This window comes from Paenibacillus dendritiformis, from assembly GCF_015845845.1.
Lineage (GTDB): Bacteria > Bacillota > Bacilli > Paenibacillales > Paenibacillaceae > Paenibacillus_B > Paenibacillus_B dendritiformis_C.
On record NZ_LDIG01000102.1, the window covers coordinates 18058 to 37830 of the forward strand.

A 19773-nucleotide genomic window follows, 5' to 3' on the forward strand; every position below is an offset into this window, starting at 1 on the left:
GAACAAATGACGATATCAATATGAAGAGAAGAGTCAGGGGGGGCAGGCGGTGTTCATACCGATTGACATTAATGAGAACAGCTCGGAACCGTTATATGCGCAGATTACGAGTCAACTGCGCGCATTGATTTTGAGCGGTTATCTGAATGAAGGAATGCTGCTGCCGTCCATTCGTGAATTGTCCCACCAATTGCGATGCAGTGTCATTACGGTTCGACGAGTATATCAGGATCTGGAGGCGGAAGGGCTGCTGCGGACGAAGCAGGGAACGGGGACGTTCGTTGCGCCGGTCGGGGCCGGCGAGCGGGAGCGATACCGCAAGCAGGCAGTGGAAGATGCGCTCTTGGCAGCGGTCGAGGCTGCCATGCGGGTAGAGATGTCTGCTGCAGAGCTAGCGCACATGCTGGAGGACCTGATCCGGCAGAAGCAGATGAAGTAATCCGGAATAAGGAGCGAATGCGATGAATATCGAGCCGGTCATAGTATTGAAGGACGTGGTGAAGCGCAGGGAACGGCTGCAAATTGGACCGTTGAACATCCAGCTTCCCCAAGGCTGCGTCACTGCGATTGTGGGAACGAACGGGGCCGGGAAGTCAACGTTGATGGGCATGTTCATGGGCTTCATTAAGCCGGATAGCGGCACCGTTGCGCTCTTCCAGGAGACCTATCAGCCGGAGCCGGACACGTCTGTCAAGGCGCGCATCGGCTATGTGGCGGAGAGTCCCAATTCGGAGGAGGATGATCTAACCGCGGAAGCGGCGGCAGCCTTCTCCGCTTACTGGTATGAGCGATGGGATTGGAGGTTGTATCATCATCTGATGGCCCGGTATGACATCCCCCCAAAGACGAAGCTCAAGAAGCTGTCCAAAGGGATGCGCCGCAAGCTCGATCTCATCCTGGCCATCTGCCCTCGGCCGGACCTTCTGCTGCTGGATGAGCCGTCTTCCGGCTTCGATCCGCTATCCTGGCGGATGATGATCGACGATTTGAATTCGTATTTGGAAGAAGGCCGACGTTCCATTGTCATTGCGACGCATATTATCGAGGAAGTGAAGCGGCTTGCCGATTATGTTCTGTTCCTGCACCAGGGGCAGGTGCTGCTCGTCATCGAGAAGGATGCGTTGTTCGATGCCTGGAAGGAATTCTGGCTAGAAGGGGAGGCCGAAGATTATGCCGGCGTTCCGGGCGTGGTCAAGGCGATACAGGAAAGGCACGGGGTGCGGCTGATTGCCAGCCAGGCGGATCGGGTCGATGCGTTCCTGGCGGAGAACGGCATTATCCCCCGTCAGACGGCCGGCATCGAGCTGGATGATATTCTGGCGTATGTAATCGAGTTGAATCAGGAGGTTCGAGGCGAATGAAGCCATTGGAGTTGAAGCAAGTCGTGAAGCAGTATGCGGACAAGACAGCCGTTAACGGCCTGAGTCTGAATGTGGAAGAGGGAGAAATTTACGGTCTGTTGGGGGCGAACGGCGCGGGGAAAACGACGACGATGCGCATGGTGCTTGGCCTCATTTACCCGGACGGAGGGGAGATCCGTTATAACGGCCAGCCGTTCCATACCGATCTGCAGCGGACGCTGGGGTACTTGCCGGAAGAGCGGGGCATGTATCCGAAAATTCGGGTAAGCGATCAGGTGACTTATTTGGCGCAATTGCGCGGAATGCCGCGCAAGGAAGCGGACCGGAATCTCAAATATTGGCTGGAACGCTTCAATGTGCCGGAGAACTATAACAAGAAGATTGAAGAGCTGTCCAAAGGGAATCAGCAAAAAATCGGGTTCATCGCGGCCATCGTGCACAAGCCGAAGCTGCTCATTCTGGATGAGGCGTTCAGCGGGCTGGATCCGGTCAATGTCGAGCTGCTGAAGGAGACCGTCAAGGAGCTTCGCGACCAAGGCACGAGCATTCTGTTCTCGACCCACCGGATGGAGCATGTCGAGGAACTGTGCCGCAATGTGACGATTTTGCAGAAGGGCAATGCGGTCGTCCAAGGCTCGCTGCGGGAGTTGAAGTCCCGTTACCCGCGGGAGCAGGTGCTGCTTCGCGCCGCCGGAGAAGTGGAAGGGCTGGCCTCGATTCCGGGAGTAACCGATGTGAACCGGACGGAGGAAGGATACCGGATTCGGATCAGCGGCGAGGCTGTCGCGCAGGAGATTTTGCAGAAGGCGCTCGCCCAAGGTCCGATTCAGCATTTCGAAGTGAAGGAGCCGACCTTGAATGAAATCTTCATCAAGGCGGTAGGAGGTGATTCGAATGAATAATGTATGGACGGTTATCGGATTTACGCTGCGGACCAAGCTGATGACCAAATCGTTTCTTATTTCGACGCTCGTTCTGGCTCTGCTCATTAGCGTGGGCGCCAACGTCCCGTACTTCATATCTTTATTCTCGAATAACGAGCCGACTACGATCGGCGTCGTCTCCGGGCCGCATCCGGACATCGCGAAGTCGCTCGCCGATCATTATGCCAAGCAGGAGAAGGCGGACTTCCGCTTCGTTCCGTATTCCGATGCGTCGGAGGAGCAGTTGAAGAAGGATGTAGAGGCCGGCAAGATCGAAGGGTATATTACATTCGAGGATAAGGCGAAGGGAGAATTTCCGCTTGTCGTCTATTCCGGAAAAGATGAGCTTGGCATGGAGAAGGAATCGAAGCTGACAGGCACGCTCGCGCTGATTAAGACGGAGTGGCTGGTCAAGGATTCATTGACGCCGGAGCAGATTGCGCAATTGAACGAGCCGGTTCAAGTCGAGAGCAAGACGATCCTGAAGGAAGGCGGTCAGGCCGGCGAAGAGAAGAACCCTGCCAAGAAGGGGGTCTCGGTTGCGGTCGTCACTGTGCTCATCATCTTGTTCTTCATGACAAATACGATGACGGGGAATATGATCGCGTCCGAGGTTACGCAGGAGAAAAGCTCCCGCATTATGGAAATTCTCATTACGAGCGTCTCGCCGCTCGCCCAGATGTTCGGGAAGATTATCGGCATGTTCATCCTCGGGTTGATGCAGATTGTGCTCTTCTTCCTCGTCATGATCGGGAATCTGATGCTGCCGCATAACAATGCGCCGCTGAAGGCCATTAACTTCGATATCTCGATGATCGATTGGGGTGTCGTAGGCGGCGGCTTGCTGCTCTACGTGCTGGGCTACTTCCTGTACGCGACCTTGTTCGCGGCGGTCGGCTCGATCGTTAGCCGGACAGAAGATCTCGGCCAAGCGATTATGCCGATGTCGATGCTGACGTTGGCGGCGTTCTATATTGCCATCTTCAGCATCTCGACGCCGAATTCGCTGCTGGTCAGAATATCATCGTATATTCCATTCTTCACGCCAACCTCGATGCTGCTGCGCCTCGGCGCAGGCGAGGTGGCCTGGTGGGAATTCGGGATATCAATTGTTATCCTCCTCGCCTCGGTCTTCGTGTTCGGCTGGCTGGCGGCCAAGATCTACCGCACTGGCGTCCTGATGTACGGCAAGCGCCCGTCGTGGAAAGAGATCCGCAAGGCGATGAAGGCGTACAAAATTTAAGCTGCCGCTGACACACCTTGCGGGGACGCGTTATCGGCAAGGCAAATCACTAATCATCGTTGAAATTCCCTGATGAACTGCATCTTTGGTTTGTCAGGGATTTTCTGCGTCACGAAGATGTTATCTTCTGTCCCAAATGGAAGCCGACTATGCTATGGTAAGATGACACCTTTCGTTCTATGTTGGAGGTCGCTTGCAGATGAATCATTTATACGCCGACAGGCGGATGGCAGTAAAGCCTTTCAAAAAAATAACAAATTTCAGGGATATCGGCGGCTTGCCGACCGAGGACGGCCGCGTGATGAAGACGGGCATTCTGTTCCGTTCCGGGGAACCGTCGAGGTTAACCGCGCATGACTTGGAGAAGCTTAATGCCTTGAACCTTAAATTGATTTGCGATCTACGAACGCCGAATGAGCGCAAGTCCCGAATCATGCCAACGCATCAAAACCGGACGATCCGAGTCGTCAACATCCCCATTTCTCAACACGAAGAGGATTACACGCGGTTCGCGTTTTTCATGATGATGATGAAATCGGCCAAAACGATAGACCTCGAAAAGATGATGAAGGATTTCTATCGAAGAATCGCATTTGAGAGTATGCCGCAAATCCGCGAAGTGATCACGCTGTTTGGCGCAGAAAACGATGTACCGGCACTTATCCATTGCGCAGACGGGAAAGATCGGACGGGCGTGATTGTTGCCTTGATTCAACTGCTGGCGGGGGTTCCGCGTGACGCCGTGATGGCGGATTATATGCTCTCCAATTCATTGACGGAAGCCCGTATGAAGAGAGCGGCGGCTTTTCTGCGGTATACAAGTCTTTTTCGCCTCACGCACGAGCGGTTGAAGCCTTTGCTTCAAGTTCGCCGCGATTATTTGGAAGAAGTGCTGGATGAGCTCATCTGCCAATATGGATCGGTAGAGGCTTATTTAAACGAAGGATGCGGCATCAGCGAATACTCGCTTCATAAAATGAAAGACCTTTTGCTTCGCTCATAATCTGCCGGGGAGAGATTTTTTTATTTTGTAAATGAGAAGCAGGTTATTGCTAAATTCGTGAACAAAGGTTACAGTAATAAAGCAAGTCGTTCATGATATGATTCCAATCTATCGTTTTTCGTAAGGAGGGAAGAGGATAGAGCATCGTTGTACATAGGTGAAGCGGGATTATTATGAAATATTGTAAAGACGCTCGTATCATTTGATTGCCGAAATGGGATTGAATACAACGGGAGGGTTGCTGGAATGAAGAAATTGAAAGCGTTAACATGTTTTCTTGCCGTCATGCTGCTGAGCAGCGCATTCTCCATGACGGCGTTCGGCGAGGCGGCGCAGGGGCCGAAGCTGAAGCTGCGGCTGATGGAGACGACCGACATTCATACACATATTGTGAATCATGATTACTACCAGGATAAGGAAACCGACGAGTTCGGCCTGGCGAAGACGGCTTCGCTCATTATGAAGGCGCGTCAAGAGGTGGCGAACAGCATGCTGTTCGACAACGGCGACCTGATTCAAGGCAATCCGCTGGGAGATTATGCGGCCAAAATCAAGCCTCTTCAGGACGGCCAGGTCCATCCGGTGTTCAAAGCGATGAATCTGCTGAAGTACGATGCGGCCGGAATCGGGAATCATGAGTTCAACTATGGTCTGGAGTTCCTCGATCGCAGCTTGAAGGGCTCCGCGTTCCCTTACGTGAATGCCAATGTCTACATCGATGACGGGGACAACAACCCGGACAACGATAAAAATTACTTCAAGCCGTATGAAATCTTGACGAGAACATTTAAGGATGAAGCCGGCAAAGACGTTGCGCTGAAGATCGGGGTCATCGGATTTGTTCCGCCGAAGGTGATGGAGTGGGACAAGGCGAACCTGGAAGGCAAGGTTGTCGTCAAGGACATTATCGAGACCGCGGAGAAGTTCGTGCCGAAGATGAAGCAGGAGGGCGCCGATCTCATCGTCGCGATTCCTCACTCCGGCTTCGACAGCAGCCCGCGGAAGGGCAATGATGACAACACGGTCTACTATTTGACCCAGGTCAAAGGAATCGACGCCGTCATGTTCGGGCATGACCATAACGTCTTCCCGAGTCCGGACTTCGAGAACATCGAAGGGGTCGATGTGAAGAAAGGAACCATTCACGGGACTCCTGCGGTCATGCCGGGATTCTGGGGAGATCATCTCGGCATCATCGATCTGACCTTGGAGAAATCCGGCGGGAAATGGACGGTGGTCGACAGCAAGTCCGAAGCCCGTCCGATCTACGATAAAGTGAATAAAAAGCCGCTCGTCGATGCCGATCAGCGCATCGTGGATGCCGTGAAGGCGGATCACGAAGGCACGATCGAATATGTGCGCCAGCCGATCGGGGAGACGACGGCGCCGATCAACAGCTTCTTCTCCGTCGTGCGCGACGATCCATCCGTTCAGATCGTCTCCAACGCCCAGAAATGGTATACGGAAAAATATATTCAAGGCACTTCCTATGAGGGCATTCCGGTTCTGTCGGCGGCAGCTCCGTTCAAGGCAGGCGGACGCTGGGGCCCGAGTTATTTCACCGATATTCCGGCAGGGACGCTGGCCGTGAAGAGCGCCGCCGATCTGTACGTGTATCCGAATACGGTGAATGTCGTCCTGCTTAATGGGGATGAAGTAAAAGAATGGCTGGAGCATGCGGCGGGGCAATTCAACCAGATTGTGCCGGGCAAGGCGGGAGAGCAGCCGCTTATCAATGAAGAGTTCCCTACCTATCTGTTCGATGTCATTGACGGCGTGACGTACCAGCTCGACGTGACTCAGCCTGCCCGCTACAATCGGCAGGGCCAACTGGCGGCTCCGGATTCGCACCGGATCGTCAATCTGCAATATAACGGGAAGCCGGTGACGAAGGAACAGAAATTCCTGGTCGCCACGAACAATTATCGTGCGAGCGGCGGAGGCAACTTCCCGAATCTGGACGGGTCGAATATCGTTATTTCTTCGCCGGACGAGACACGTCAAATCTTGATCGATTACATCGCGCAGAACAAAAAAATCAATCCGACCGCGGATAACAACTGGTCCTTCGTGCCGATCCAAGGGGAGGCCAATGTTACGTTCCGCACGTCTCCGAAGGCGCAAGAGGCAGCGGCTCAAGCCGGAGGCATGCAATTCATCGGGCTGGAGAGCGACGGCTTCGCCAAGTTCTCGCTGGACCTGTCGGCAGGCGAGGAGCAGCAGACGGCGCCGGAGAAGCCATCCGCTTCGGATGCTCTTGTTCCGGTGCGGGCGAAGGCGGAGGAGGCAGGCATCGACATCGTCTATAACAACAAGACGAAGACGGTAACCTTGACCAAAGGCGATGCCACCGTGATTTATATCTTGAATTCGCGCGAGATTCAGGTGAATGGTCAGAAGCAGCCGGTGCAATCGAAGCTGACGGACAACCGGCTGTGGCTGTCGGAATCGATCCTGCAATCATTGAGCGCGTCCTCTCCGGCTGCAAGCTAAGGCGGACACCGGAAGCAGAACAGACCCTGTCTTGTCTGACAGGGTCTTTCCCTATTCGGAAGATTATTTTGGATTTACGAACTTGTACGCGCCGCTATGGTGAATGTCCGCATTGATTTCGATGGAGGCGATGGACTCGGGGGTAAGGCGGATCTCTTTTCCGTTGCCGAGCGCTTTCCACAGCTTCAGCTTCTTGCGGTATACTTCGTTTTTCAAGTTGTAAATATCAAGGCCATACTCTAACCCCTTCTCGAACGTCTGGCGGATATCCTTCTCGATTTTTTCGTTGAGCAGGCGGCGAAGTTCGGCCACCTGCACATTTTCCAGCATTTCATCCAGATGTCCGGACACTTTCAGCTTGATGCGAAAGACGGGCTGGTTGTTCTTCATGGTGACTTGAACCGAACTCACCGGATAATACATGGACAGGACGGCCACCGGCTTTTTTTCCTGGCCGATGACGACGGGCGCCCGCGCCGTTGTCCGTGTCAGCCAGCGCAGGCCCATCAGATCTCGCCATGACATCCACTTTTTATTTTCCCCGTTCGCGATAATATAAGCTCCGTTGATGAGGTACTGTCCGCTCGGCTTTCCATTCTGAACCCATTGCGTATCCTGCGTGATCAGTGACGGGAGGAGAATGGAGGAAGTCGGCTCTCCCAGCTCCGACGTCACTTTCTGCAGCGGAACCGGGGCGATGAAGGAACTCTGCTGATACACGTCCTCCGGATGATGAAGCAGAGATGTGATCGGCGATATATTGAACACATTCGTGACCGAGAGCAGTTTGTCCAAGGGCTCCTTCGTGCCGAACACCCATGGCGTATAACGAACCTCACGGTATCTGCGAAGCGCGTCCATCATATGATTGATATTATGCTTCATCGCTCTCTCCGTAATGATAAGAGCGGATGTATGCTCGAACAGTACGCGCAGCGGGGAGATGTTATAGATATCGTTAACCGCCATGTCCAGCGTAAAGCCTGTGCCCCGTCCGACCCAGATTGGAGCAGGCTCGTTTGCTTTTGTCTCCTGCTTGGCGACGTTCGTGAAGTCGAGCGATTGCGTGTAGATGACGTATTTTCCGCCCTCGTAATCGATGCCGATGGCCGCAATGTAGTTAATGTCCTGAATATTTTTGGCATCCCAGCAGCCGGGCAGACCGAGAAGGATCATTGCCGCGAGCGGAATGATGACCAACAGCTTCCATCTGGCGTTCATCTCAAGAGTCCTCCCCCTTTCTCGTGTCGTCCTGGCCCCGCGTCAATAACTGGGATCGGTACTTATCCATATTGAGCGGTACGCGGAGCAGCGCTTTCCACATATCTCTCCATCTGGGCGGCGATACGGGGGCAAGGTACGGAATGCCGTAAGACAGAATCGATGACAAATAGAGTAAAATGGCCATCACCGATAAGAAGAAGCCGAACATCCCCAGCAGCGAGCTGGCCAGCAGCACGCCAAGCCGCAGCACGCTAACCGTTCCGCTCAGAGATTGATTGATCAGGGTGAAGGTAGCGACGGCCGTGACGGCTGCGACCACCAGCGTAGTCGGAGAAGCGAGCCCCGCACGGATCGAGGCGTCTCCCACAATCAAGCCGCCGACGACGGCCAGCGTTTGCCCCACGACCTTAGGAAGTCGAATGCCGGCCTCCCGGAACAGTTCGAACATCCCCAGCATGAACAGCAATTCCATTGTCGCAGACATCGGCAGGCCCATCCGGGCCGTCGACACGGTGGCCAGGAGCGGGAACGGGAGCTGCTCCACATTGTAAGCACTGAGGGCGAGCCAGAAGCCAGGCATGAAGATGGAGATGACAAGCCCGCACAAGCGGATGATGCGCTGGAAGCCGACGAAAAAAGTCGGAAAATGAACATCCTCCGGCGACTTCAGGAGCAGCCACAGGCTGGAAGGCCCGATGAGCGCCATAGGCGAGCCGTCGACGAGGATGACGAATCTTCCGCGGCTCAGCGACTCCACCACATAATCGGGGCGCCCGATGTAATCCATCAGCGGGAACATGGAATAATTGGAGTTCAGCATCAATTCGCCCAGTTGGGAGCTGCCGACGATTATATCGGTATCAATTGCATGAAGCTGCTTCCTTACGATATCGACCAGATCCGGCCGAATGACATCCTGCATGTAGAGCAGGCCGACCTCGGTCTGCGAGCGCCTCCCGATAATAAACGTCTCATAGTTCACGGACTGGGTGCGAAGACGCTTGCGGACGAGCGCCACATTCGTTGCCAGATTTTCCGTAAATCCATCCTTCGGGCCTTTGATGGAGACTTCTGTATTGGATTCTTCCGGCTGCCGTTCCGGGCGCTCGGAAATATCGATAAAGTATACTTCATTGTCGCCATGCACATAGACAAGCAGCTCCCCGGTGAACAGCTTCCGTTCCATCTCTGTCAGGCCGGCTCCCGGGGGCATGGGAAGCAGAGGAATGAACCGGTTGCGTGCGACCGCCCGAGATACGGACGAGGCATCTTGCAGCATGCGCTGCAACGCCGGCACGACAGCCTGATTCAACTGCTTCATATCGGTCATACCGGAGCAGTAGATTAAGGTGAGTTTGAACGGCTTTGCAGCCGGACCGAACTCGTAAGTCTCCGACTTGATATCGGAGCATTCCGCGAAATAATCTCGAATGACTTTGAGCGTAAGCGGAGAAGAGGATGATGAATTGGCGCTCATGCTTGAAGCCTCCTTGCTTATAGGTCTTTGGGGCGCGGCTTCGTGCCACGCCGGGAACGGAACCAGCTCATCAGGAACAGGAACAGGGATAACAGGGTAAGGCCTGCGGTTGTTCCGGGCAGAACGAATAATTCAAGAGCTTTGAAAAACAACATATCGCTTAGATGCAAATTGACGGCAATCAGCAAGGTTACCCCCGCAAAGATGCACATCAGCATCCGATGGTAGAGCGAATGGAGCGGAAGCAGTTCCACGATCAGAAAAAGCATGAACGAAATGCGGATGAACGCGCCCGACATCCATTGATAAATGGACAGAAAATCGACATGTTCAATATATTTGCTGACGGTAACCAATCTCCACTGCTCGAATGCCGGGTATCGGATATTGACAGCTTCTTTGATGCCGAAGTTCGTAATCGATCCGATGAGCGGCCCTATCGTCAATCCGCATAAAATAAGAGCGAGCGCCGCGATTCCCCAGAAGCGAGGCGTCTTGGATATCCTGTGCTGAATAAGGATCAAAAGGAACAGTTCGGCCAGGCCCGCTCCGATGTACAGCGTTCCGCGAACCGCCGGCATATACCCGTGCTCGAACAGCGGGAACATTAAGGAGTAGTCTTTATATTTGGCGTTGGCGAACATGATGAAGTATCCGAACAGGAGGACAAACGGAAGCAGGATCCCCGAACAAACGGCAATGGATCGCAGGCCGGCCAGTGCCCCGAAAATACAGAGAAGCAGAAGCGATACCGTAAGAACGAACAGGGGGGTCTGCGGTAAATACGATGTTCTGGCCCAGTTCACGGTATCCTTCACCGTGACAAACGCGCTGATCCACAAGTACAGCCCAAGAACGGCCGTAACGCACCAGGCAACCGCAGGGCCGAAGGTCTCCTTCATCCATGGGAACAACGCTTGCTGCCCCTTGGCCTTCATCAGCCTCTGGAGCAACGGTATCCAGCTCAGAACGATAAGCATCAGCATAATAACGCTCAACCATCCGTCACGGCCTGCTTGCTGAAGCAGGATCGGAATAATGATGACATGATTGAGGAGCCCGGTTGACAGCATCATGATGAAGCATAATTGAAGATAGGTGATAAATTCCGAGCCGCGGTTCATGAAGATCATCCTTTTTTGGGTCTGATTGACATCCTTAGAATGAGCCGGGCAGGAAAAAATTAATCATAAAACGGTAAAAGATATAGCCAAAAGAGACGGTTCCGGCTATAATACAGCTAAATAACTTAAAGGCAATGCTACCGGACAGGTACAACCTCGTGATTTTTTCGCGCTGGCTGTGCCTTTTTTGTTGTTGTCCGCGATGCCTTCGGTTATCGCTTTTTGAGATGATGTACAAGGGAGTGGGCACATGCAAAGGGAAGCGGTGTATCATCGTTCCAAGCTGAATTGGTCGTATGCCTACGATCGCGAGACGATCCATCTCCGGCTCCGCACGAAGCGGGATGATGCCGTGAAGGCGGAAGCGATCGTGGTGGACAAATATGCGTTCAGAGATTCGACAGAGTTCATACCGATGCATATTTTTGCATCGGATGCGTTGTTCGATTATTGGGAGGCTGCGTACCGTCCGCCGTACCGGCGGTTGCGCTATGCCTTCCGGATTCAGGGCAAGGACGAGCAGGTATATTTGACCGAGCGCGGTTTTTTCGACGACTTGCCTTGGGACTACTTCGAATCGTTCGAGTATCCGTTCCTCCATCCGAACGATATGTTCGAAGCCCCTGCCTGGGTGAAGGAGGCCGTCTTCTATCAGATCTTCCCGGAACGGTTCGCGAACGGCGATCCCGGCAACGATCCGGAGAAGACCGAGGCGTGGGGCGGGGAACCGAAGCCCGGCAATTTCTTCGGCGGCGACCTGCAAGGGGTTCTGGACCATCTCGATTATTTAACGGAGTTAGGCATTAATGCCATTTACTTTACGCCGATCTTCGAAGCGACGACGAACCATAAGTACGACACACGGGATTATTTGAAGGTGGACAGGCACTTCGGCACGAATGAGAAGCTGAAGGAATTGGTCGAAGCGTGCCATAAGCGGGGAATCCGGGTGCTGCTGGACGCGGTGTTCAACCATGCCGGCCGCACGTTCCCTCCGTTCGTCGACGTGATGGAGAAGGGGAGCGACTCCCCGTATGCGGACTGGTTCTATGTCAAAGACTACCCGCTGCGCGTCGTCGACGGAAAGCCGACCTATGAGACGTTCGCCTTCGAGCCGTTGATGCCGAAGCTCAATACGAGCCATCCGGAGGTGAAGCGGTATTTGCTGGAGGTGGCGAGATATTGGGTAGAGGAGATCGGCATTGACGGCTGGCGGCTCGATGTGGCCAACGAGGTCGATCATCAATTCTGGCGCGAATTCCGGCAAGTCGTCAAGCAGGCGAATCCGGACGCGTATATTTTGGGGGAAATATGGCATGATTCGATGATGTGGCTGCAGGGGGATCAGTTCGATGCCGTCATGAATTACCCGTTCACGGATGCGGTGCTGAACTTCTTCGCCCGGCAGACGACGGACGCCCGCGAGTTCGCGAATTCCATCGGATCGATTCTGGCCAGCTATCCGCAGCCGGTGACGGAAGTATCCTTCAATCTGCTTGACAGCCACGATACGCCGCGCCTGCTGACGCTCTGCGAGGGAGATGTCCGTCCGATGAAGCTGGCGGCGCTGTTCCAGTTCACTTATCCGGGCACGCCTTGCATCTACTATGGAGACGAGATCGGTCTCGATGGCGGACCGGATCCGGGCTGCCGCCGATGCATGGTATGGGATAAAGCCGAGCAAGACCGCGATCTGTTCGCCTTCTACCAGCGCATCATCGCGCTTCGCCGCGAGCATGAGGCCCTGCGATCCGCGCGGATTCGGTTCCTGCATGCCGAAGCGGAGGGAAGAACGTTGATGTATGAGTTAACGGGCTCCGACGCTACTTTCCTGATCGCGATGAACGCAGGCGTAGCTCCGGCGGAACTGCGGCTGGAGACGGGAACGGAAGCCGAGGAGCGGCATGCCTGGTCGCTGGAATACGGAGAAGGCAGCCGCATCGCCGCCAAGCCGGACACGCTGGAGTTGGCCTTGGATGGCTATGGTTTTGCGGTCCTTCGCATGAAAAGCAATATTGACAATGCTCAATGAAAACATATACAATGCAACTAAGACAGACGACAATTTAAGGGCAATGCTTTCGGCGGCTTAGCCGAACAACCCCGGTATTCTCTTTGAAGCTTGAGTGAAGAGATGCCGGGGTTATTTTGTATTCTGACGTGCCAGAGAGCTAGTGCCGGATAAGGGGATGATGCGAACGGAAGGGTGTCCTTCGTCCATTTGTGCAATCGTTTGAATGAATCGGAGAATAAGGCAGGCTAATGCGGTGCGGAAGAAGACCCCGCAGGCTGGCCACTGAACGAACAACGGCGCGCATGATGGGCACAAGATAAAAGAGAGGTTGTTTTCACGAGGGGATTTTTGCGATTGGATAGCGGTTTTTGTTATTTTCATCAGTTGTACAAATGTTCAGATCTTTTATTTTTTTCTTTAAATGGATCTTTTATGGAATTTGAGGGATGGAGACAAACAAGAAGAGATGGTCAGCCAAAAAAGACAAACGTTTGCATAAAAGCATGACATCATCGGAACCAACCAGGGAGAGGGGTATGAACATGAAGGGGAAAAAGCTTGGCAGCTTGTTCATCGTAATGGTCATGATGTTGTTGATGATTTCGGCGTGCGGACCGCGGCCGGACAGCGGGACGCCAGCGGCAGAGGAACCGGCGGCACAGGGCGAGGCCAATGATACCGCTGGCGGCGGAGCGGCTGGCGAGGAGGAGCTTGTTCCCGAGCCCGGAGCGAAGCTGGTCATCTGGGAAGGCCCGGAGCAGAAGGAGTTCCTGGAGACGATGGCCAAGGAGTTCACGGAGAAGTATGACATTCCGGTCGAGATCCAGGAGATTGGATCCGGCGAGCAGATGGCAAAGGTGAAAACAGACGGCCCGGCCGGACTCGGAGCCGATATTATGGTGCTGCCGCATGATCATCTGGGAGAAGCGGTAGCTGCGGGGCTCGTCATGCCGAATGATTTCTACGCGGAAGACACGATGAAAAACTTTGCGCCGGCTGCGGTGGAAGCGGTGTCATTGGACGGAATCATCTACGGCTATCCGCGCAATATGGAGACCTATTTGCTCTACTACAACAAAGATTTGGTGAAGGAAGAGGAACTGGCCTCGTGGAACAGCATTATCGCCTTTGCGAAAAAATACAACGATGCGAAGAACAACAAATTCGGGTTCTTGTATGAAGTCAACAACTTCTACTACAACTATGCCTTTATGGCCGGCAACGGCGCTTATGTCTTCGGCAAAAACGGAACCGATCCGGCCGATATCGGTCTGGCTACGCCGGAAGCGATAGAAGCGTTCCAATTCTTCCAGAGCTTGCGGGAAGCGATTCCGATCAAGGCCGCGGACGCGAGCGGAGACGTCAAAACCAGTCTGTTCCAGACCGGCAAGCTGCCGATCAATATGGACGGCATCTGGCAGTTGGGCAACTTCACGAAGGAGAAGCTCGGCTTCGAGGTCGGCGCGGTGCCGCTGCCTCCGATGCCGAACGGCAAGGCGCCGAAGCCGTTCCTCGGGGTCAAGGCTTACTTCGTGAGCACCTTTTCCCCGTATCCGAATGCGGCGAAGCTGTTCATTCACCATGTTACCTCTCAGGAAGCGATGGTGAAGAACTACGAGCTGTCAGGCATCATCCCGGCGCGCAACGGCATGGAGAACGAGCCGGCCATCCAGGCGAATCCGAATGCGCTGGCGTTCCTGGAGCAGTTCAAAAACGTGGAGGCTATGCCGTACATTATTGAAATGCGCTCCGTATGGGGGCCGCTGACCGCTACGCTGGAGCCGATCTGGGATGGCGGCAACGTCGAGGCCATTCTGAAAAAAGCGGTGGAGGACGTTAAGACCGCGATTGCCCAACAGGGCTGATAAGATCGATTATCACTTCGGGCGCCGTCACCTTCCCGCTTGCGGGCAGGTGACGGTCTCATTCATCGGGGGGATTGACTCATGAACAGACACCGCGGCATCGCCGCCGTGCTATCCGCTCTTATTATGGGCGCTGGTCAGATCTACAATCGGCAGTTGGGCAAGGGCCTCGTTCTGTTGGCTATGTACGCCGGAGGACTATATTTTGCTTTCCAGAATCTCGGGCATGCGTTATGGGGCCTGGCTACGCTCGGAGAGCGGAAGCAGGAGCTGAAGCTGGTCGGGAAGGTATATCAGCGGGTTGCCGGCGATCACTCTATCTTTCTGCTGATTGAGGGACTCATTGTCGTATTTGTCGTTATCGTCTTCATCATGCTTTATATTTACAATATTCGGGATGCCTACCGGAACGGAGCGCTTCGGGAAGCCGGCGGACGGCCGCACACGTTCGCGCAATCGTTGAAGCATGTGTTCGAGAAAAATTTCGCGCAGCTCATCCTGTTTCCGCCGCTTTTGTTCGTGTTTTTCTTCAGCGTGCTGCCGCTCATATTCAATATCTTGATTGCATTTACGAACTACTCTTCGCCGAAAAATCTTCCGCCCGCGAATCTGGTGGATTGGGTCGGATTGTCGACCTTCAAAGATTTGTTTGCGCTCAGCGCCTGGGCCAAAACGTTCTACGGCGTCTTCTCCTGGACCGTGGTATGGGCCATCCTGTCCACCGTGACGACGTTCTTCGGCGGCTTCGCGGTCGCCTTGCTCGTGCAGCAGCCGATTACGCGCTTCAAGGCGATGTGGCGCACGCTGTATATGCTTCCGTTCGCGATTCCGGGCTTCGTCTCCCTGCTCATTATGCGCAATATGTTCAACGCGCAGTTCGGGCCGGTAAATCAGTATTTGCGCTGGCTCGGACTGGAGGGGCCAAATTGGCTCTCTGATCCGGTCTGGGCGAAGGTGACGATTCTGCTTGTCAACCTATGGCTCGGGTTCCCGGTGTCGATGCTGCTCATCATCGGAATATTGACGACGATTCCGCGCGATCTGTACGAGGCGGCCGAAGTCGACGGGGCGTCGCCGTTCCAGAAGTTCCGCAAGATTACGTTCCCGAGCGTCATGTTCTCGCTTGCGCCGATTCTGATCGGCCAGTTTGCCGGGAACTTCAACAACTTCAATGTCATCTATTTGATGACGAACGGGCGGCCGGCCAATAGCGACTACCAATTTGCCGGCGAGACGGATATTTTGATTACGTGGCTGTACAATTTGTCGATTAACAACGGCAAGTATAATTTCGCCGCTGTCGTCAGCATTATCATCTTCGTCATTCTCGCTACGATCTCATTATGGAATTTCCGCCGCACGCGCTCGTTCCGAGAGGAGGATGTTTACCGATGAACCGGTGGAGAAAAAAGACCTGGTCCGTCATTACCCATATTCTGCTTGTGCTTATCGCCCTGTTCGCCCTGTATCCGGCGATCTGGGTGATTCTGTCCTCCTTCCGGCCGGGGACATCCCTGTTCAGCGAATCGCTTATCCCGGATCGGTTCACGCTCGAGCATTACCGTCAGTTGTTCATTAAGTTCCCGTTCGCCGACTGGTATGTGAACACGATCAAAATCGCGGTCGTGTCGATGGTATTCAGCACCCTGTTCGTCCTGCTGACGGGCTATGCTTTCTCGCGTTTCCGCTTCTACGGACGCAAAGGAATCATGAGCTTCCTGTTCATACTCGGCATGTTCCCTTCCTTCATGAGCATGATTGCCGTGTACATTTTGCTGTTGAACATGAACCTGCTGAACAAGCATTCGGCCCTGATGCTCGTCTACTCTGCGGGCGCAGCGATGGGGTACCTGCTGGTCAAGGGCTACTTCGACACGATTCCGAAAAGCTTGGAAGAAGCGGCGCGGATCGATGGCGCCAACCATCTTACCGTATTCTTCCGCATCTTCCTGCCGCTGTCGCGCCCGCTGATTGTCTTCCTCAGCGTGACCTCGTTCGCCGGGGCCTTCAATGACTTCATCTTCGCGCAGATGGTGCTGCGCACGAAGGAGAAGCAGACGCTGGCGGTCGGGCTCTACAGCATGGTCAGCGATCAGTTCGCGACGCAGTTCACCGTCTTCGCCGCCGGCTGCGTGCTCGTCGCCCTGCCGATTACAATCCTGTTCATGTCGATGCAGCGCTTCCTGGTCGAAGGTCTGACGGCGGGAGCGGATAAGGGATGAAGACAGGGAACAGACCATGCGGGCATCGACAGGGAGCGCCCGGTTTCATCCGGCGGATGCTGGGCGCTATGATTGGAATTTGCCTGGGTGCGGCGCTGGCTGCGGGTTGCGCGTCTACGGAGCCGGAACGCGATCCGCCGGTTGACAGCGCGGCGGTCCAGCCTGGGGATAGCGCAGCAGGCACAGCCGTCTTCGTCCTGGACCGCGCCCAGCCGGCGATGGGAAAGAGCCGGGGCGTCTTTTACGAGATCTTCGTCCGATCCTTCCATGATTCCGATGGCGACGGCATCGGTGATCTGCGTGGTGTCATCGAACGGCTCGACTATTTGCAGGATCTCGGCATCAAGGGCATCTGGCTGATGCCGATCCATCCGTCGCCGAGCTATCACGGATATGATGTCACGGACTACTATGAGGTGAATCCGGATTACGGAACGCTGGACGATTTCCGGACGCTGACGGAAGCGGCGCATGAGCGCGGCATTGAAGTGATTATCGATCTGGTCGTCAATCATTCGAGCAGCGAGCACCCGTGGTTCAAGTCCGCACTGGAGGACAAGAACAGCCCCTACCGGGAATGGTATACTTTTGCAGAAGGCTCCCGCCCGGAGGAGTCCCAATTGGGGGCCTGGGGGCAGCAGGCGTGGCATGGAACGGGGGATAACAAATATTTGGGGATTTTCTGGGAGGGGATGCCGGATCTGAACCTGGATCATCCCGATGTGCGCGCCGAGATGATCAAGATCGGACAATTCTGGCTGAAGCAGGGCGCGGACGGATTCCGTCTCGATGCGGCGAAGCATATCTACGAAGACTTCCAATCATCGGTCAACAATCCCGATGTGGTGAAGAAGAATCAGGCGTGGTGGCAGGAATTCCGCCGCGGTCTCGACGAGGCCGATCCCGAGGCGTATCTGATCGGGGAGATATGGGATGCCGCGAGCGTCGTCGGGCCGTATCTGGATCACGCGCTCGATTCGGGCTTCAACTTCGATCTGGCGAAGATGCTGGTCAACGCCGCCAAACTGGAGCGCGCCTCCACGATTCCGTCGGTGCTAAGCAAGACGTATTCCTTCTTCAGCAAGCAATCGGACGGCGTTTTCGTCGATGCCCCGTTCCTGACCAATCACGATCAGAACCGGGTCATGAGCGAGCTGGACGGCCATGCGGAGCGGGCGAAGATGGCGGCCTCGCTCTTGTTGACGATGCCGGGCAATCCGTTTATTTATTATGGGGAAGAGATTGGGATGCGCGGGGTGAAGCCGGATGAGCGGATTCGCGAACCGATGCTCTGGCACTCCGATGAGAAGGCGGAGGGGCAGACCCGATGGCAGCCGGCGAAGCACGCGGACGGCGTCGTGCCGGTTGAGGAGCAGTTGAAGGATCCAGCCTCGCTGCTGCGGCATTACCAAACGATGATTGCATGGCGCAACGAGGAACCGCTCCTGGCCGATGGCGCGATCCTGCCGTATGCGGGCGTGCCGAATGAAGTGCTGGCTTTCATTCGCATGAATGAGGACGATCAAGTGCTGGTCCTTCACAACTTGTCGGCCCGCGAACAGAGCGTCGACATCAGTGCTCAACCGGATCTGCCGTTCCGGGAGATCGCCCGCTCGACGAAGGAGGAGACCGCGCTGCGCGACGGTATCGTGACGCTGCCCCCGTATAGTTCCGTACTATTGAAATAAAACGGAACAAAGCAGACTTTTTGAAGATCTTCTATAGTATCAAGAAGGGAATGGAAGGACTGTGGATGCAAGACGAAGGAGGAAGCTGTTATGTCCGTAACGATCATCGATGTCGCCAAGCAAGCGGGAGTCTCTCCTTCGACGGTATCGCGAGTATTATCCAACCACCCCCGGATCAGTGCCAAGACCGCGCAGCGGGTCCGCGAAGTGATGGCCGATCTCGGCTATCATCCGAACGTGATGGCGAAGAGCCTGGTCTCCAAAGTAAGCAACACGATTGCCGTGCTGCTTCACCGCCCGGCGGAGGAATTATTTCTGAACCTGTTCTTCTCCGAAGTGATGCGCGGCTTGGTCACGCAAGCGAGCCGCGCGGGCTTCGATCTGCTGATGACGACGGGCTCGACGGAGCAGGAGGAGCTTGAGGCCGTCACCCGGCTGGTCAAGGGCAAGCGGGTTGACGGGGTCATCCTGCTCTATTCCCGGCGCAACGACCCGATCGTGTCGTTCCTGAAGGAGCAGCGATTTCCGTTCGTGCTTATCGGCCGCAGCGAGGAGCATCCGGATATTTTATCCGTCAATAATGATAATCTGCAGGCCGCCTATGACGCGACCTGCCATCTAATCGATCAGGGGCACCGCCGCATCGGCTTCGTAAGCGGTCCTTCGAATCTCATGATCTCGAAGGATCGAATGGAGGGATATCAGTCCGCACTCAGGGAGGCGGGCATTGAAGGCCGGCCGGAATGGATTGTGGAAGGCGAATTCCTGCAGGAGAGCGGCTATCGGGCCATGTCGTTCTTCATGAGCCTGCCGGAGCGCCCGACCGCGCTGGTCGCTATCGACGATGCGGTCGCCTTCGGCGTGCTGCGGGGATTGGTCGAGCTCGGCTACCGGGTGCCTCATGATCTGAGCCTCGTCAGCTTCAACAACGTCCCGCTGTCCGAGCTGGCGACGCCGCCGATTAGCTCGGTCGATATTGGCATATATCAACTGGGCTATGCCGCATCCCAGACCTTGATCCGGTCGATCAAGGGCGAGCCGATGCAGAACCGGCTCATTATCCCTCATCGGCTGATTGTTCGCGAATCCTCTTTGCGGAGGATTAAGGAATAAGAGCCGCTCCGGGCTCGAATTCG

The 19773-nt window shown here is 55.0% G+C and carries 15 protein-coding genes; 12 read left to right on the top strand and 3 right to left on the bottom strand.

Features of this window, described 5'->3' with window-relative positions:
• Positions 1 to 49: 49 nt before the first annotated feature.
• From ABD76_RS08510 to ABD76_RS08535, 6 genes are all read left to right on the top strand, one after another.
• Positions 50 to 439 (top strand): GntR family transcriptional regulator, encoded by a 390-nt coding sequence (locus tag ABD76_RS08510; protein WP_197255972.1) that lies wholly within the window; start codon positions 50 to 52, stop codon positions 437 to 439.
• 22 nt (positions 440 to 461) lie between these two features.
• Positions 462 to 1361 carry an ATP-binding cassette domain-containing protein gene (locus ABD76_RS08515; RefSeq protein WP_197255974.1) on the top strand — a complete coding sequence of 300 codons (900 nt, stop codon included), beginning with the start codon at positions 462 to 464 and terminating at the stop codon, positions 1359 to 1361.
• A complete protein-coding gene (locus tag ABD76_RS08520) occupies positions 1358 to 2263 on the top strand; it encodes an ABC transporter ATP-binding protein (RefSeq protein ID WP_197255976.1) in 906 nt (301 codons plus the stop codon). The genes ABD76_RS08515 and ABD76_RS08520 overlap by 4 nt, the downstream gene beginning before the upstream one ends.
• A complete protein-coding gene (locus ABD76_RS08525; protein ID WP_197255978.1) occupies positions 2256 to 3527 on the top strand; it encodes an ABC transporter permease in 1272 nt (423 codons plus the stop codon). Before ABD76_RS08520 ends, ABD76_RS08525 begins: the two co-directional genes overlap by 8 nt.
• Before the next feature lie 226 nt (positions 3528 to 3753).
• Entirely contained in the window at positions 3754 to 4530 is a 777-nt protein-coding gene (locus ABD76_RS08530; protein ID WP_242069462.1) for a tyrosine-protein phosphatase, read from the top strand.
• Between the two features lie 246 nt (positions 4531 to 4776).
• Complete coding sequence (locus ABD76_RS08535) at positions 4777 to 7023, top strand: bifunctional 2',3'-cyclic-nucleotide 2'-phosphodiesterase/3'-nucleotidase (protein WP_197255984.1); 2247 nt, start codon at positions 4777 to 4779, stop codon at positions 7021 to 7023.
• 63 nt (positions 7024 to 7086) lie between these two features.
• On the opposite strand, the gene ABD76_RS08540 is transcribed toward ABD76_RS08535, so the two are convergent.
• Genes ABD76_RS08540 through ABD76_RS08550 form a run of 3 tightly spaced genes read right to left on the bottom strand, consistent with a single transcriptional unit; the run spans position 7087 to position 10848 of the window.
• Positions 7087 to 8244, bottom strand: a complete 1158-nt coding sequence (locus ABD76_RS08540) for a Ger(x)C family spore germination protein (protein WP_197255986.1) — start codon at positions 8242 to 8244, stop codon at positions 7087 to 7089.
• Between the two features lies 1 nt (position 8245).
• Complete coding sequence (locus ABD76_RS08545; RefSeq protein ID WP_197255988.1) at positions 8246 to 9724, bottom strand: spore germination protein; 1479 nt, start codon at positions 9722 to 9724, stop codon at positions 8246 to 8248.
• A gap of 17 nt (positions 9725 to 9741) precedes the next feature.
• Complete coding sequence (locus ABD76_RS08550) at positions 9742 to 10848, bottom strand: GerAB/ArcD/ProY family transporter (RefSeq protein WP_242069457.1); 1107 nt, start codon at positions 10846 to 10848, stop codon at positions 9742 to 9744.
• 250 nt (positions 10849 to 11098) lie between these two features.
• Between ABD76_RS08550 and ABD76_RS08555 the strand changes: the two genes are divergently transcribed.
• The 6 genes from ABD76_RS08555 to ABD76_RS08580 all read left to right on the top strand — a co-directional run bounded on the left by ABD76_RS08555 (position 11099) and on the right by ABD76_RS08580 (position 19750).
• Positions 11099 to 12880: a glycoside hydrolase family 13 protein gene (locus ABD76_RS08555; RefSeq protein WP_197255992.1), complete on the top strand. Its 1782-nt coding sequence runs from the start codon at positions 11099 to 11101 to the stop codon at positions 12878 to 12880.
• A 524-nt stretch (positions 12881 to 13404) separates the two neighbouring features.
• Positions 13405 to 14727 carry a sugar ABC transporter substrate-binding protein gene (locus ABD76_RS08560; RefSeq protein WP_242069458.1) on the top strand — a complete coding sequence of 441 codons (1323 nt, stop codon included), beginning with the start codon at positions 13405 to 13407 and terminating at the stop codon, positions 14725 to 14727.
• 81 nt (positions 14728 to 14808) lie between these two features.
• The gene (locus tag ABD76_RS08565) at positions 14809 to 16122 is read left to right on the top strand and encodes a carbohydrate ABC transporter permease (protein ID WP_197255996.1); all 1314 of its coding nucleotides are present in this window, start codon (positions 14809 to 14811) and stop codon (positions 16120 to 16122) included.
• Positions 16119 to 16949: a sugar ABC transporter permease gene (locus ABD76_RS08570; protein WP_197255998.1), complete on the top strand. Its 831-nt coding sequence runs from the start codon at positions 16119 to 16121 to the stop codon at positions 16947 to 16949. The genes ABD76_RS08565 and ABD76_RS08570 overlap by 4 nt, the downstream gene beginning before the upstream one ends.
• 68 nt (positions 16950 to 17017) lie before the next feature.
• Positions 17018 to 18637, top strand: a complete 1620-nt coding sequence (locus ABD76_RS08575; RefSeq protein WP_242069459.1) for an alpha-amylase family glycosyl hydrolase — start codon at positions 17018 to 17020, stop codon at positions 18635 to 18637.
• Positions 18638 to 18727: 90 nt separating this feature from the next.
• Positions 18728 to 19750, top strand: a complete 1023-nt coding sequence (locus ABD76_RS08580; RefSeq protein WP_197256000.1) for a LacI family DNA-binding transcriptional regulator — start codon at positions 18728 to 18730, stop codon at positions 19748 to 19750.
• Positions 19751 to 19773 lie beyond the last annotated feature (23 nt).